Raw genomic sequence first — 14,672 nt, 5'->3', positions numbered from 1 at the left:
CTATTTTGCTTGACCGGCACCATCGGGCAGATATACCAATCTATTGTTTGACGACAATCAAACAATTGGAGGTCCCATGACCCATCGCATCCAGTTCACCGCGCCCGGCGGGCCCGAGGTCCTCCAGTGGGTGGAGGCGGACGTCCCGGATCCGGGACCCGGGGAGGTCCGCCTGCGCCACACCGCCATCGGCGTGAACTACATCGACGTCTACCACCGCAGCGGCGCCTACCCGGTGCCCCTGCCCGCGGTGCCGGGCTTCGAAGCCGCCGGAGTCGTGGAAGCCCTGGGGCCCGGCGTGACGGGCCTGGCGGTGGGCCAGCGGGTCGCCTACGTGGACGGACCCCCGGGCGCCTACTCGGAGGCCCGGAACCACCCCGCAAGCCGGCTGGTGCCACTGCCCGCGGACCTGTCGGACGAAGTGGCGGCGGCCCTCCTCTTCAAGGGCCTGACGGCGCACATGCTGGTCCGGCGGGTGTGGCGCGCCGGGGCGGAGCCCTGGATCCTGGTCCATGCGGCGGCCGGGGGCGTGGGGCTCATCCTGACCCGGTGGCTGGCCCGCGAAGGCGGCCGGGTCATCGGCGTGGTGGGCAGCGAGGAGAAGGCCGCGGCGGTCCGGGCCGAAGGTGCCGAGGCCGTCCTGGTGGTGCCCCGGGGCGCCGCCTATGACCAGGTGCGTTCCGAGGTGCGTCGGATCACGGGCGGGCGCGGCGTGGGCACCGTGTTCGATTCGGTGGGACGCGACACCTTCGAGGCCTCCCTGGACAGCCTGGCCCCCTTCGGGCTCCTGGCCTCCTTCGGCCGGAGCAGCGGCCCCCTGCCCCTGGTGGATCCCGCCGACCTGGGGAAGCGCGGCTCCCTGGCCATCCAGCGGCCCAGCATCTTCCACCACATCGCCGACCCCGCGGCCCTCCGCGCCGCTGCCGCGGAGGTGTTCGCCGCGCAGGCGCAGGGGCTCATCCAGGCCCACATCCACGGCACGGTTCCTCTGAGAGAGGCTGCCCGAGCCCATGGTCTGCTCGAATCCCGATCGACGCGAGGCGCGCTGGTGCTCCTCCCCTGAGAACATTCCTGAAGGGGCCGGCGGAAGGGGAGGCGGAGCTCAGCCCTCCGCCTCGGCGCCTGCCAGCCCCACGGGCGTGCGCTGGAGCTTCCAGCCGGCGAGGGCCCAACAGAGTGCGCCGAAGGCGAGGAGGGCGAGGAGGGCTAGGGCGGGGTGGGTGGTCACCTGCTCCTGGGCCAGCAGCTGGTGGGCCCCCACCTGGGCGGCGCGGCTGCCTGCCAGGCTCTCGACGTGGTGGGTGAAGGTGAGGCGCTGGAGGAAGGGCGGGAAGATCCGCACCAGCGGCTCCCAGAGGAAGAAGTAGAGGGCGCCCCAGAGGGTGCCGCGCTTGAAGAGCAGGCCCACGAGGGTCATGAGGGCCAACTCGCCCCACCAGGCCCCCACCAGGGCCAGGATGCGGCCCGGCAGCAGGGCGGGGTCGCCCCCGACCATCTGGAGGCCCAGGGCCCCGAGGATGAGCCAGGCGGCCCCCCAGGCGAACCAGGGCAGCCCCTTGCCCAGGGGCAGGGCCCAGGCGGGCGCGGGCCGCACCAGCAGCAGGGGCAGGGTGCGCTGCTCCAGGTCCTCGCGGATGCCCGCCGGCGCGGCCACCAGGGCCATGATGGGCAGCATCATCTTCACCAGGCCCTCGTGGAAGATGCGGAGCGCCTCGCCCGGGTTCGCATCCAGTCCGCGCATCCGGCCGATGGTGAAGATGAGGACACTGAGGCCCACCGGCGCCATGACCAGGGCCGCCAGCACCCAGCCCCGGCCCTGGAGCACACGGGGCGCGTAGCCCCGCGCCGTGGCCCGGATCGTCGCCAGAGGGGAGGGGCTTGCAGCGTTCATGAATTCCTCGGTCGGTCGCAGAGGGGTGCAAGTTCGGAGCGGGCTCCGCCCGCTCCGAACGCGGGGGCCCGGGGGGAGGCTACGGGTCCGCGCGACAGCGTCGCGCGGGAACGACGCGCAGCGTCGTGATACCTGGAGTCGCGCAGCGAGGAACCCCCGGACAGCATTAGGCGTGGTCCTTCGTCAAATACTGGAAGACCGCATCCAGGTTGAGGTCCAGCGGATCCAGGGCCCGCAGGGGGATGCCCCCCTCGGCCGCGGCCTTCTGGAGGCGGGGCAGGATGTCCCGGGGCGATCGCACGGAGAGCACCACGGCCCCGTCCTCCATGCGCAGGGCCGCCAGCTCCGGTTGCTCCACGGCCCAGCGGGCCAGCGCCTGGGCCTCGCCCGTGAGGCGCAGCTCCACGGGATGGCGGTCCAGGAGCTGGCGGATTTCCGTCACCGAGCCCTCGGCCAAGAGGCGCCCCCGGAACAGCAGGAGGATGCGGTCCGTAAGCTGGGCGATCTCGCCCAGGATGTGGCTCGACACCAGGATCCGCGTGCCCCTGGCCGCAAGGTCGCGGAGCAGGGCCATGAGCGTGAGGCGGGCCTCGGGATCGAGCCCGTTGAAGGGCTCGTCCAGGATGAGCAGCTGGGGCTCGTGCAGCAGGGCCTGGGCCAGGCGGATGCGCTGGCGCATGCCCTTGGACATGCGGGCGAAGGTGAGGTGGGCGCGGTCGGCCATGCCCACGGTGGCGAGCGCCCGAGCCACGGCGGCCTTCAGCCCGGGGCCCGACAAACCCGACAGCTCTCCCATCATGCGCAGCCAGCGGTCCGCGCGGAGGCCCGCGGGCAGGCGATCCCCCTCGGGCACCAGGCCCAGACGCGAGAGCACGGCGGGATTGCGGAAGGGCGCTCCGCCGAAGACCCTCACCTCGCCGCCGGAGGGGGGCAGCAGGCCAGAGAGCAGCTGCAGCAGGGAGGACTTCCCGGCGCCGTTGGGGCCCAGCAAGCCCGTGATGCCGCCGCCCTCGGGCAGCTCGAAGGTGGTGGGGCTCAGGCCCAGGATGGGGCCGTAGCGGAGGGAGGCGCGGTCGAGGGAGATCATCAGATGACGGCCTCCGAAGGCATGGTCCGCTTCGCGGCCACGAAGGTCCACAGGCCCAGGTGGAAGACTGTGCCGAGCAGCGCCGGGCCCCAGCCCATCAGGGGATGGTCCACCCCCACGAAGAGCTGCGGCCAGGTCTCCGCCAGCAGCACCGGGTTGATGGCCTGGACGGCCGAGAACCCCGTCAGGCCCTGGATCATGGAGGCCAGGGTGGCCGAGCCCAGCACCAGGCCCAGCACCCAGCCGATGCCCGCCCGGGGCGTGGCGGCCATGCTGGAGGCGCCCGCGGCCAGGGTGCCCATGAGGGCCGAGCTGATGGCCATGGCCGGCAGCAGCCGCAGGGGCGCCGTCACCCACACCGGGCCGCTGGCCCCGGCCAGGATCAGGGACATGAGCCAGGGCAGCAGGGCGAAGGGCAGGAGGATGGCGAAGGGCAGCGCCGAGGCGAAGCCCAGCTTGGCGAGCAGGTAGTCCCGGGGTGCCACGGGGTGGGCGTACATGAGGGGCCGCACGCGGTAGAGCGTGTCCCTCGCAACCAGGCCGCCGCCCACCAGGGCCACCAGGAACCAGAGCAGGTAGCTGGCGGGGTTCAGCAGGTCCGCCTGGAAGTCCGCGCCCTGGGTGAGGATGGTCTTCGCGAAGTCCTGCATGGGCCTGAAGGTCTGGTTGGTCTGGAGCAGGTGGTCCACGTAGATGCGGGCCACCTTCCAGAGCAGCAGGAACAGGAAGGCGAAGCCGAAGAAGCGGCCGATCTTCTGGCGCCAGAGCCGGGCCAGGTCGAAACGGGCCAGCACCAGGGCCGGCGGCTGGCCGTGGCCCAGGTCCGGCGCGGGGGGAAGCGTGGGGGCGTAGATCGGCATGGGCTAGGCTCCCGTCTGCGGATGAAGCGCCCGGAGCAGCACTTCATCCAAACGGTCATGGCGCGGCGTGAGCTGGATGAGGGTGGCGTCCTTGGATTCGGCCCAGCGGAAGGCGGCGGTGGGATCGGCCTCCGCCAGCTCCAGGTCGTAGAGGCCGTTGCGGGCCTCCAGCACCGTGCCCAGCTCCGCCAGGGATGCCTCCTGGCCGGCGTCGAGCGGATCCAGGAAGCGCAGCTCCACCCGCCGGGCCAGGGCCCTGCGTAGGCCCGCCATGGAGCCCGCGGCCTTGATCTGGCCCTGGTCGAGGATCACCAGCTGGTCCGCCACGCGCTCCACGTCGCCCAGCAGGTGGGAGGCCAGGATGACACCCGTGCCCAGTTCCGCGTGGACGCGCAGCACCAGGTCCAGCATGCGGCGCCGGCCGTCGGGATCGAGGCCGTTGGTGGGCTCGTCCAGGAAGACCAGCTCGGGGCTGTGCACCAGGGCCTGGGCCAGTTTCACCCGCTGGCGCATGCCCGTCGAGTAGCCGCTGACGGGCCGGTAGCGGGCCTCGTCCAGACCCACGAAGTAGAGCACCTCATGGGCCCGGTCCCGGGCGGACTCCGGCGCCAGGCCCGACAGCTCGCCCCAGAAGGCCACCTGCTCATAGGCGGAGGCGTCCTCGATGAGGGCGTCGTACTCGGGCATGTAGCCGATGCGGGACCGCAGCCTCGCCGACTCGGGGGCCCCCAGGGCCACACCCAGGACCGAGCCGCCTCCGGCGGAGGGCCGCAGCAGGCCCAGGAGGGCCTTCAGCAGGGTGGACTTGCCGGCGCCGTTGGGTCCCAGCAGGCCCACGATGCCGCGCTCCAGGGTCAGGGTCAGGCCCTTCAGGGCGGGCGCCGCGGTGGCGGCGTAGCGCACTTCCAGGTTCTCGAAGGCGATCAACGGGGCCTCCAGGGGGTGGTCACGGCTTCTCCAGGATGTCCGCGGCTACGGGGGGCGGGGGGATTTGGATTAGGCTGGACGGGATCATCCTCCCACTCCCCGGGGACCTCCGCATGCAACTCCTGGACTGGCCCTTCCTCGACGCCCTCCAGGCGGGCGCTCTGCTGGCCCTGTTCGTCAGCTTCGGCATGGACGCCCTCGCCCGGCGGGACCGCATGATGGGCTGGATGGCCCTCACCTGCCTGCTGGTGGCCCTGCGGCACACCGTGCTCGCCGCCGGATCCCAGCCCGCCTGGAACCCGGACCTGGTGGACCGGGCCCAGAGCCTCCTCGTGGCCTTCGGGTTCATCACCCTCTGCCTGGCCATCACCGAGCTGTTCCCCCGCCACATCCCCCGGCGCTTCCCGGCCTGGATCGCCCTGGCCCTGATCCCCAACTACGTCCGCAACCTCGTGCTGGTCCACCCCAGCCAGGCCGAGGTCTGGACCCACCTCGCCTACAACCTCCTGTTCCTGGTGGGCTGCGTCCTCATCATCTACTGGTCCCTGCGGGCCCGCCAGGACGGCGATCCCATGGGGCGCCGGCTCTTCCTGGCCTTCCTGCTCCTCACCGTGCCCGTGGTCGTGGAGATCGCCGCCCAGAGCCTCTTCGGCATCAAGATCCGCCTCTCGGGCTTCAGCCTCGTGATCCTGGCCATGGCCATCGGCACCTCCTGGCAGCGCCTCGTGGTCCAGACCATGGAGACCCGCATCCACCGGGCCGAGACCGAGGTGGAGGTCTGGCGGAGCCTCGTGCCCGGCAACGCCTTCCGCACGGACCGGCCCTCGGCGCTCATGGAGGGGCTCTTCGGGACAGGCTGGGCGGACCGCGTGCGCGAGAACCCCGAGGCCCCCCTGGTGGCCCTGGACGGCGGCTCCTACCGGCTGCGGACGCGCCTGCTCGGCCACTCCGAGCGGCTGGGCTGGTACGAGCGCGAGGACGACAGCCAGCCCGGTCCCCGGGGCTTCCTGGCCGGATGGACCGTGGCCCTGGGCATGGACGATCCCGCAGCCAGCGTCCGGATCCAGGAGTGGCTGCGCAGCTGGGGGGCGGACGTCCAGCTCTGGGGCACGGTGCCCCCCCGCGAGGGGCCCTACCCCAGCGTCCTCATCTGGGCCCGCGAACCCAGCATCCTCGCCGTCTGGCGGGAGGACGACCTCCTGCGCCGCCGGCCCCGCTGGGTGCAGCTGGGCGGCCCCACCACCGCCGGCCCCCACGTCCGCCTGGACGTGGACCTGGAGGCCACCGGCCTGCGGGAGACCCTGCGCGAGCTCCTCTCCCGGCACTGAGCACCCCGGATCCGGCCCTTGAGTCCGCGGCACTTGCCCAGGAACGCGGGTTCCGTCGGACAATGAGGGCATGAGCTTCGCCCATCTCCACCTGCACACCGAACATTCCCTGCTCGACGGCCTGACACGCATCCCGGACCTCATCAAGAAGTGCCGGGCCAGCGGCATGCCCGCCGTGGCCGTGACCGACCACGGGAACATGTTCGGGATGATGAAGCTCTACGACGCCTGCGAGAAGACGAAGGACGCCGAGGGCAACTGGGCCGTGAAGCCCATCCTGGGCTGCGAAGTCTACGTGGCCCCCAAGACCCGCTTCGACCGCAAGCTGGAGGCCAAGAACCTCACGGGCGAGGAGGGCCTGGAGGACTGCGTGGATCCCAGCGGATCGCGCGATGCGGGCTACCACCTGGTGCTGCTGGCCAAGAATCCCACGGGCTTCGCCAACCTGTCGAAGCTGGTGTCCGCAGGCTTCACGGAAGGCTTCTACTACAAGCCGCGCATCGACAAGGACATCCTCCGCGAGCACAGCGAGGGCCTCATCGCGCTCTCCGCCTGCCTGGGCGGCGAGGTGCAGGCCCGCATCCTCCAGAACCGCCTGGACCAGGCGGAGCGCGTGGCCCGCGACTTCCGCGACCTCTTCGGCGAGGACTTCTACCTGGAGATCCAGGACCAGGGCTTCGACAAGGAGAAGGAGATCATCCCCTTCCAGCAGGAGCTGGCGGCCCGCCTGGGCATCCCCCTCGTGGCCACCAACGACGCCCACTACCTCAACCACGAGGACGCCGACCTGCACGACACGCTGCTGTGCATCGGCACCAAGACCACCAAGGCCAAGGAGAAGCGCATGCGCTTCTCCACGGACCAGTTCTTCGTGAAGACGCCCGAGGAGATGCGGTCCGTCTTCCCCGACCATCCCGAGTACCTTGAGCGCACCCTGGAGATCGCCGCCAAGGTGGACCTGTTCCCCATCACGCGGAAGCCCGTCACGCCCCAGTTTCCGGTGCCGGATGGCTACGACCTGGAAGGCTATTTCGTCCATGTCGCGAAGGAGACCTTCGAGGCCCGCATGGCCGAGTGCCGGCCGCGCTGGCAGGCGGGCACGCTGAAGCACCCTGAGGAAAAGTACCGGGAGCGCCTGGCCTTCGAACTGGACATGATCCTCAAGATGGGCTTCCCGGGCTACTTCCTCCTGGTCTGGGACTTCATCCGCAAGGCCCGGGAGATGGGCGTGCCCGTGGGCCCGGGCCGTGGCTCGGCCGCCGGCAGCATCGTGGCCTGGTCCATGAAGATCACCGACATCGACCCCATGCAGTACGACCTGCTCTTCGAGCGCTTCCTCAACCCCGAGCGCATCTCCATGCCCGACGTGGACATCGACTTCTGCCGCGACGGCCGCCAGAAGGTCATCGACTACGTCACCGAGAAGTACGGCCAGGACAAGGTCAGCAACATCGTCACCATCAACCAGCTCAAGACCAAGGCCGTGATCAAGGACGTGGCGCGGGTCTTCGAGAAGGACTTCGCCTTCGCCAACAACCTCACCAAGCTGGTGCCCCAGGAGCCCGGCAAGCCCATCACCGTGGGTGAGGCGCTGGAGAAGAGCGACAAGCTGCGCGAGCTGTACGACACCGATCCCGAGGTGAAGAACATCCTCGACATCTCGGCGAAGCTCGAGGGCCTGGCCCGCAACACCGGCGTGCACGCGGCGGGCGTCATCATCGCGCCCGACGAACTCACCAAGTTCGCGCCGCTCTCGAAGGACAAGGACAACAAGGTGATGGTGCAGTACACCATGACCGAGGCCGAGCGCGCGGGCCTGCTGAAGATGGACTTCCTGGGCCTGGAGACCCTCACCCAGATCGCCAAGACCCAGGAGGTCATCACCCGGCGCCACGGCGCGCCGAAAGACATGACCAGCATCCGCACCTTCGACGACAAGAAGACCTTCGAACTCTTCGCCGCCGGGGACACCGACGGCGTGTTCCAGTTCGAGTCCGGCGGCATGAAGCAGCTGCTGCGCCAGCTGGGCCCGGACCGCTTCGACGACCTCATCGCGCTCAACGCCCTCTTCCGCCCGGGCCCGCTGGGCGCGGGCATGGGCACGACCTATGTCGAGCGCCGCCATGGCCGCGAGCCTGTGACCTACATGTTCCCGGACCTGGAACCCATCCTCTCCCCCACCTACGGCGTGATCCTCTACCAGGAGCAGGTCATGCAGATCGCCAGCCTCGTGGCCGGGTACTCCCTGGGCGAGGCCGACATGCTGCGCCGCGCCATGGGCAAGAAGGACAAGGAGAAGATGGCGAAGGAGAAGACCAAGTTCATCGAGCGCGGCGCCGAGCGCAAGTACGACAAGGCCAAGGTGGCCGAGCTCTTCGACCTCATCGAATACTTCGCGGGCTACGGCTTCAACAAGAGCCACAGCGCGGCCTACGCCATGGTGGCCTACGAGACCGCCTACCTGAAGGCCAACTACCCCGTGGAGTTCATGGCCGGCCTGCTCTCCACCAAGTCCGGCCGCACGGATGACGTGGCCAAGTACGTGCAGAACTGCCGGGAGCGCGGCATCGAGGTGCTGGGCCCGGACATCAACCAGTCCGCCCTGGACTTCACGGCCACAGGAGACCGGCAAATCCGTTTCGGATTTGCCGCAGTGAAAGGGCTGGGAGATGCCGCGCTGCAGGCCATCCTGGAGGCGCGTGAAACTGAAGGAGGATTCAAGGACCTCTTCCACGCCCTCAAGAGCACGGACCTCCAGAAGGCCAACCGCAAGGTGTGGGAGTCCCTCATCAAGGCCGGGGCCTTCGACAGCCTGGAGCCCAACCGGGCCGCCCTGCTCCAGGGCCTGCCCGACGCCGTGTCCGCGGCCTCTCGCGGGGGCGGGGACACGGGCATGACCAGCCTCTTCGACGACGCCGAGCTGGCCAGCCTCAGCGACGACTGGCGCGTGCCCGAGGGCATCGAGCCCTGGGACCGCCGCACCCGCCTGGCCGCGGAGCGCGAGGTGCTGGGCCTCTTCGTCAGCGGCCACCCGCTGGAGGAGTTTGCGGACGCCGTCCAGGTACACACCCACGGCACCCTGGCCAAGATCCTGGAGGACGTGGCCTCGGGCCGCCTGCGGGACCGCGGCGAGGTCACCCTGGGCGCCATGGTCAGCACCGTGGCCTTCAAGACCAACCAGAAGGGCGAACCCTGGGCCATCCTCCAGGTGGAAGACCTGGCCGGGAAGATGGAAGTGCTCCTCATGGCCAGCAAGTGGGATCCCGTCACCAAGCGGAAGGACGCCCTCCGCCCCTTCGACCGCTACCGGCACCTGGCCGTGCCCGAGGCCATGCTGCGCATCACGGGCGAGTTGCGGGTGGAGACCATCCAAGCCAACGGGAACGGGAACGGCGAGGCCGAAGAGGAGGAGGAACAGACGGTGGTGAAGGTTTTCGCCACGGTGCTGGAGCCGCTGGAGTCCTTCCAGGGCCAGGGCTTCACGGGCGCCCTGGTGCGCCTGCCCGTGGGCGAGTGCCCGCCCCGCCTGGAGGCCATCCTCAAGGACCACCGGGGCGACCTGCCCGTGACCTTCGAGTACCGCTCGAAGGAGGGCCTGGTGGCCCGGGTGCGGGCCGGCCGCGACCTGCGCCTGAAGCACGACCCCGACCTGGCGGAGCGCCTCGCCAAAGACACGGGCTGCACCCTCACCTGGACCTACTGAGGCCCGGAGGCGCGGTGATCCCCCTCTCCCTCCTGCCCGGCTTCGGCCGCTGGGGCGCCCACCTGGAGGCCCTCCTGGCCCGGCCGGAAGGGCTGTGGGTCCAGGGACCCGCGGGCTCGGGCGTCTCGACCACCGCCGCGGAGTTCGCCCGGCGCCGCGGGACGGCCTGGACCGAGGCCGGCACGGCGGAGGAGGGGGCGGCCTGGGCCGCCGCCCACCCGGGGGGCGTGGTGGCCGCCCGGCACCCGATGCCCCCGGGGCTGGCCTGCCTGGAGCTCCGGCTCCCGGCCCTGGAGGAAGACCCGGCCTGCCTCCCGGCCCTGGTGATGGCCCTGGCGGTGGAAGAGGATGTCCCGGCCCCCTGGCCCCCGGCCCTGGGGCTTCTTCCCTGTCCGGGCAACCTCCGGGAGCTGCGGAACCGGCTGCTGCGCTGGAAGCTCCTGGGCCAGGTGCCGGGCCCCGAGCCCGCGGGCCCGCCCCACTTCGAGGCCGAGGACCTGGCCACGAACCTGCATGACCTGGAGCGCTACCTCCTGCACCGGGCCCTGCGCCGGGCCTACGGCAACCGGGCCGAGGCCGCGGTCCGCCTGGGCGTGAGCCGGCGCCAGCTCTACCTCCTCATCCGCCGCCACGGCGACCCCGTCCGGGGGGAACCGGCCGCCGGGGACCTGCCCCAGCGCCTGCGGAAGCGGAGATCGGCACAAAACTCCAGTCTGGACACCGACACCCGATAACGGGGACGTGGCCGGTCGGCCACGTCTGGATGACCAGCCATGGCGACTCCCCTTCGGGTACTGGTGGTGGATGATGATCCCGCGCTGCGGGACAGCCTCGTCCTGGGCCTGAAGCGGGCCGGCTTCCCCGTGGAGCTGTCCCGGAGCGGCGAGGAGGCCCTGCGCCGCCTCCACCGGGGCGCCTACGACATCGTGGTGGCGAACCTCCACCTGTCCGGCATGGGCGGCCCGCAGTTCGTGGCGCGCCTCAAGGCCGTGGATCCCGCCCTGCCCGTCCTCTTCACCGCCGGCCCCGGCGAGCCCGGGGAGGCCGGAGAGGCTCTGGCCCTGGGCGCCTTCGACACCCTCCCGCAACCCTTCACTCCCGAGGAACTCACCGCCGCCATGCAGAAGACCCTGATCTCCGAGGACCACCTCCGCGCCATCGAACCCGCCGAAGCCCCCCTCCTCCTCACCGGGGACCGGGCCCTGGGCGAGACCCTGGCCCTGGCCCGCCGCGCCGCCGACAGCCGCGCCACCATCCTCATCCAGGCCGAGCGCGGGGCCGGCAAGGAGATGCTGGCGCGCCTCATCCACGGATCCAGCCCCCGCCGCAGCGGCCCATTCATCACCCTCAACTGCGCCGCCCTCGCGGAGGACCTCCTCGAAGCCGAACTGTTCGGCCTGGAGAAGGGCGCCCGCCCCGGCTCCGCCGCGAAGTCCGGCGCCTTCGAACAGGCGAATGGCGGCACCCTGGTGCTGGAGGCCATCGAAGCCCTGCCCCCGGGCCTCCAGGGCCGGCTGCTGCGGGTCCTCCAGGACCGGACCGTGGAGCGTCTGGGCGGCAGCCGGGCCATCCCCGTGGATGTGCGCCTGATCTCCCTCACGAGCCGCGACCTCCTGGCCGACGTGAAGGCCGGCCGCTTCGCCGAAGACCTCTACTACCGCCTGAACGTCGTCCCCCTGAACCTGCCCCCCCTGCGCGAGCGACTGAGCGACCTGGAGCTGCTCGCCTCCCACTTCGCCGAGCGCTACGCCCGGGAGAACGACCGCGCGGTGCCCAGCCTGGGGCCCAGCTTCTTCGCCGCCCTGGCCCGCCATCCCTGGACCGGCAACCTCCGCGAGCTGGAGAACGTCATCCAGCGGTGCGTGGTCCTGAGCCAGGGCCACCACCTCAGCCAGCAGGACCTCCACTGGCTCCTGCCGCCGGAGGCCTTCGAGGGCCTGCCCGAAGATCCCTTCCAGAGCGCCGCCGGATCCTGGGCCCCGCCCGCTGTGGGCGCCCCGCAGGGGGAGGAGCTCCTTCCGCAGGGCACCGTGGTGGCTGATCCCCGCAAGCCCCTGGTGGGCGTGGCCCTCGGCACGCCCGTGGTGCTGCCCCTGGGCCTGAGTCTGCCGGAGCTGGAGCGCTTCTGGCTGCTCTCCACCCTCAGCGCCCTCAAGGGCAACCGCACCCACTCCGCGACCCAGCTGGACATCGCCCTGCGCACCGTGCGGAACAAGATCAACGAGTACAAGGCCGACGGCTTCGCCATCCCGCCCAGCCAGCGCGGCGGCGAGTAGCCCGGCACCCCTCAGGAGTCCCCATGCCCAAGCCTGCCAGCCTGCTGATCCTCTGCCTGGGCGCGGGCCTCCCCGCCACCGCCCAGGACATCCAGCCCTTCCGGGCCCAGGAGGTGAAACCCTACAGTGGCCAAGAGGTGAAGCCCTCTCGCCCCCAGGAAGTGAAGCCCTACCGGGCCCCAGAACCCGCCGCCGTCCAACCCGGGCCCTCTCCCCGCCGGGAGTCGCCGGCCCCCGCCCCGGCCTCCTCCGCCTTCTTCGGCACCTTCGGCCTCGCCGTCCCGGGCGTGGCCTACAGCTGGGACAACCACGCCACCCAGACCCGCACCAGCGTGGTGGCCGCAGGCACCCTCACGAAGAGCAGCCTCCGCGTGAACCCCGATGGCACCTACGAGTGGAACAGCGCCTGGGACGGCCGCCTCATCCGCGGGCGCTGGGTCTCCCACCGGGACGGCATCCTGCTCCAGAACGGCCAGGAGAGGAAGGACTGGGTCATGGGTCGGCTCCCGAATCCCAGCGGCGCCGCCGTGGTCTACCTCTACGACGGCAACTACATGACCTACCACGGGACCCCGAAGCCCGGCGGGCGCTGAACCTCGATCATCGCCTCGCGGCTTCCCTCAGGGCCGCGTAGGCCTCCGCCAGGGCCGCCAGCGTCTCGGCCTGGCCGTGGAGGTCTTCCGTTCCCCGGAAGGCGGCGGAGGCGTGGGGCTCCAGGGCGCGCACGGCCTTCTCCCAGGCGGGCCAGGCCGGCAGGGTGCGGAGGCGCCCGCCCTCCATGGCCCCGAAGGCCTGGATGAGGTAGGCCCCGCTGCGGGCTTCCGGGGGTTGCCCCGGCTGGACGGCCTCCACGAAGACCGGGGCGATCATGTCGGCCACGGCCGCGGGCCGCGGCCCGAATCCTAGCCTCGCGGCGATCCAGGCCTCCCCGCCCACCACGCCCAGGGAGGAATCCGCCGGGAACCAGGCGCCGCTGGCGGGATCGCGCACCTCCAGCCAGCGGTGGTCGTTATGCCGGTAGCCGAAGACGCTGAACCTCCTGCCACCCTCGGCCACCTTGGCCTGGGCCGAGGTCTGGCGGCGCTCCGAGGGGGCCTGGAGGTTGATCTCCTGCACCCAGCGGACCTCGAAGCCCCCCTCCTTCAGGAGGCTCATGAGCACGCTCGCGTGGTCCGCACAGTTGCCCGCCCCCCGGGCCAGGATCTCGTCCACGCTCCGGGTGCGGTAGTCCGTGGCCACCCAGGGCATGCGCCGGTGGAGGTGGTCCACCAGGGCCCGCACCCGGGCTTCCCCTGTCCCCGGGCGCGCCAGGATGGCCAGGGCCTCGGCCCGGGAGAGGGCAGGCACCTCCTGGGCGACCAGGAACACCGGGATCAGCAGCAGGCCCGGGCCTCTCATGGCTGGGCCCAGAAGGCGGCGGCGTCGTGGGTGATGAGGCCCCCGGCCGCATCGCGGGCGGGCCGGGCCGGGAAGCCCAGGGCGTCCAGGGTCACGTAGCGCCGCTCGGGCCGGGACTCGTAGCCGAAGGCGCTCTCCACGGGGCAGGTGATCCGCACCAGGTTCTTGGCCATGTAGGCCTTGTAGGTGGCCGGGTTCTCGGGCCGTCCGTTCCAGTTGGCGCCCTTGGAGAGCTCCAGGGGTGCCCCCGAGATCAGCCGCTCGCGCACCTCGGCGATGGAGAGCAGGCGGCCCTGGCCGTCGGTGAAGGTGGCCTCCATGGTGGGATCCATGTAGAGCCACTTCCCCAGGTCGTTGGACCACACGGTGGTGATGACGTGGCAGTCCGGATCCTTCTCGTCCAGGGGCTGGCAGGTGACCTGGCGGGACTTGAAGCCCAGGGCCAAGTAGGCCTCATTGAGGATGGTGGCCATCATGCGGCAGTTGATCCCGCGCTTCTCGGCGCGGCAGACCTCCAGCAGGTGGGGGGCGTTCATGGGCTCGGGGTTCTTCGAGCTGCCGTCGTGGCGCACCTGGGCGTGGACCCAGCGCATGAGGTTCACGAGGCGCTCGACCTCCGGACCCTTCCCCGCCACCTCGTCCAGGCGGTAGGCCTTCCGGAAGGCCGCCAGGTCCGGCGCCTCGGCCGCCTGGTAGGCGAAGGCCGGCGCCGCGGCGGTGCCGGGGGCCGGGGCGGGTCCGTAGTCCTTGAAGCGCCGGAGGATGCCGACGAAATCCCCCCGCTGGCGCACAATCCCCTCCAGCCACAGAAAGCCGGGCTCCTTGCGCAGGGGGTCCAGGTCCGTGTCCGTGCTGAAGGTGGTCCAGTCCTTGAGTCCCTCGCCCACGGCCACGCCCAGGTAGGCCAAGGCCTCCCCGCGACGGCCGAGGAGCGAGGCCGCGCAGGCCATGTTGTAGTGCACCCCCGCCCGGATCTCGGCGGCGAGCTGGGTGAAGCCGGGAGACTGGACCCGGACGGCCAGGATTTTCAGGGCCTCCTCGTAGCCCTTCCCCTTCCAAAGCTCCTGGATGCGGGCGTTCTCCGCCTGAAGCTCCTGGGTCGCCGGAGGCGCCTGGGCCCCAAGGGCGGTCGTGATGAGCACAGCGAAGGTCAGGCCCAGCAGGGCCCGCCGGATTCGGCGCATGGGGTCCTCCCATTCATG

At 71.2% G+C, this 14,672-nt stretch carries 12 protein-coding genes; 6 read left to right on the top strand and 6 right to left on the bottom strand.

What is annotated here, in order from left to right; translation table 11 throughout:
• The first annotated feature begins 76 nt into the window (after positions 1 to 76).
• Positions 77 to 1,063, top strand: a complete 987-nt coding sequence (locus G398_RS0101250; RefSeq protein ID WP_026852233.1) for a quinone oxidoreductase family protein — start codon at positions 77 to 79, stop codon at positions 1,061 to 1,063.
• A 39-nt stretch (positions 1,064 to 1,102) separates the two neighbouring features.
• Here the strand turns inward: G398_RS0101250 and G398_RS0101245 are convergent, their stop codons facing one another.
• The 4 genes from G398_RS0101245 to G398_RS15345 all read right to left on the bottom strand — a co-directional run bounded on the left by G398_RS0101245 (position 1,103) and on the right by G398_RS15345 (position 4,765).
• Entirely contained in the window at positions 1,103 to 1,891 is a 789-nt protein-coding gene (locus G398_RS0101245) for an ABC-2 transporter permease (protein ID WP_026852232.1), read from the bottom strand.
• Between the two features lie 166 nt (positions 1,892 to 2,057).
• Complete coding sequence (locus tag G398_RS0101240; RefSeq protein WP_026852231.1) at positions 2,058 to 2,978, bottom strand: ABC transporter ATP-binding protein; 921 nt, start codon at positions 2,976 to 2,978, stop codon at positions 2,058 to 2,060.
• Complete coding sequence (locus tag G398_RS0101235) at positions 2,978 to 3,838, bottom strand: hypothetical protein (protein WP_026852230.1); 861 nt, start codon at positions 3,836 to 3,838, stop codon at positions 2,978 to 2,980. Before G398_RS0101235 ends, G398_RS0101240 begins: the two co-directional genes overlap by 1 nt.
• A 3-nt stretch (positions 3,839 to 3,841) precedes the next feature.
• Entirely contained in the window at positions 3,842 to 4,765 is a 924-nt protein-coding gene (locus G398_RS15345) for an ABC transporter ATP-binding protein (protein WP_052571085.1), read from the bottom strand.
• A 113-nt stretch (positions 4,766 to 4,878) separates the two neighbouring features.
• Between G398_RS15345 and G398_RS15340 the strand changes: the two genes are divergently transcribed.
• The 5 genes from G398_RS15340 (at position 4,879) to G398_RS0101205 (ending at position 12,665) form a co-directional block, all read left to right on the top strand.
• Entirely contained in the window at positions 4,879 to 6,093 is a 1,215-nt protein-coding gene (locus G398_RS15340; protein WP_043482998.1) for a 7TM diverse intracellular signaling domain-containing protein, read from the top strand.
• Positions 6,094 to 6,163: 70 nt separating this feature from the next.
• Positions 6,164 to 9,796 carry a DNA polymerase III subunit alpha gene (gene dnaE, locus G398_RS15335; RefSeq protein WP_052571082.1) on the top strand — a complete coding sequence of 1,211 codons (3,633 nt, stop codon included), beginning with the start codon at positions 6,164 to 6,166 and terminating at the stop codon, positions 9,794 to 9,796.
• 14 nt (positions 9,797 to 9,810) lie between these two features.
• Positions 9,811 to 10,530 (top strand): helix-turn-helix domain-containing protein, encoded by a 720-nt coding sequence (locus tag G398_RS19060; protein WP_026852229.1) that lies wholly within the window; start codon positions 9,811 to 9,813, stop codon positions 10,528 to 10,530.
• A gap of 39 nt (positions 10,531 to 10,569) precedes the next feature.
• A complete protein-coding gene (locus G398_RS15325; protein WP_052571080.1) occupies positions 10,570 to 12,072 on the top strand; it encodes a sigma-54-dependent transcriptional regulator in 1,503 nt (500 codons plus the stop codon).
• A gap of 23 nt (positions 12,073 to 12,095) precedes the next feature.
• Positions 12,096 to 12,665: a hypothetical protein gene (locus G398_RS0101205; RefSeq protein WP_026852228.1), complete on the top strand. Its 570-nt coding sequence runs from the start codon at positions 12,096 to 12,098 to the stop codon at positions 12,663 to 12,665.
• Between the two features lie 7 nt (positions 12,666 to 12,672).
• On the opposite strand, the gene G398_RS19055 is transcribed toward G398_RS0101205, so the two are convergent.
• Together G398_RS19055 and G398_RS15315 are read right to left on the bottom strand one after the other, a co-directional pair.
• Entirely contained in the window at positions 12,673 to 13,470 is a 798-nt protein-coding gene (locus tag G398_RS19055) for a transglutaminase-like domain-containing protein (protein ID WP_052571078.1), read from the bottom strand.
• Entirely contained in the window at positions 13,467 to 14,654 is a 1,188-nt protein-coding gene (locus G398_RS15315) for a transglutaminase-like domain-containing protein (protein ID WP_052571076.1), read from the bottom strand. The genes G398_RS19055 and G398_RS15315 overlap by 4 nt, the downstream gene beginning before the upstream one ends.
• Positions 14,655 to 14,672: the final 18 nt, after the last annotated feature.

This window comes from Geothrix fermentans DSM 14018 (genome assembly GCF_000428885.1).
Taxonomy (GTDB): domain Bacteria; phylum Acidobacteriota; class Holophagae; order Holophagales; family Holophagaceae; genus Geothrix; species Geothrix fermentans.
The sequence above is the reverse complement of the archived record's forward strand: the minus strand, read 5'-3'. Positions and strand labels throughout refer to the sequence as shown.

Coding starts and splice junctions, on each gene's coding strand:
- G398_RS15315 (WP_052571076.1), bottom strand. CDS start 14,654: ATGCGCCGAATCCGGCGGGCCCTGCTGGGCCTGACCTTCGCTGTGCTC.
- G398_RS19055 (WP_052571078.1), bottom strand. CDS start 13,470: ATGAGAGGCCCGGGCCTGCTGCTGATCCCGGTGTTCCTGGTCGCCCAG.
- G398_RS15325 (WP_052571080.1), top strand. CDS start 10,570: ATGGCGACTCCCCTTCGGGTACTGGTGGTGGATGATGATCCCGCGCTG.
- G398_RS0101240 (WP_026852231.1), bottom strand. CDS start 2,978: ATGATCTCCCTCGACCGCGCCTCCCTCCGCTACGGCCCCATCCTGGGC.
- G398_RS0101235 (WP_026852230.1), bottom strand. CDS start 3,838: ATGCCGATCTACGCCCCCACGCTTCCCCCCGCGCCGGACCTGGGCCAC.
- G398_RS0101245 (WP_026852232.1), bottom strand. CDS start 1,891: ATGAACGCTGCAAGCCCCTCCCCTCTGGCGACGATCCGGGCCACGGCG.
- G398_RS0101250 (WP_026852233.1), top strand. CDS start 77: ATGACCCATCGCATCCAGTTCACCGCGCCCGGCGGGCCCGAGGTCCTC.
- G398_RS15340 (WP_043482998.1), top strand. CDS start 4,879: ATGCAACTCCTGGACTGGCCCTTCCTCGACGCCCTCCAGGCGGGCGCT.
- G398_RS0101205 (WP_026852228.1), top strand. CDS start 12,096: ATGCCCAAGCCTGCCAGCCTGCTGATCCTCTGCCTGGGCGCGGGCCTC.
- dnaE (WP_052571082.1), top strand. CDS start 6,164: ATGAGCTTCGCCCATCTCCACCTGCACACCGAACATTCCCTGCTCGAC.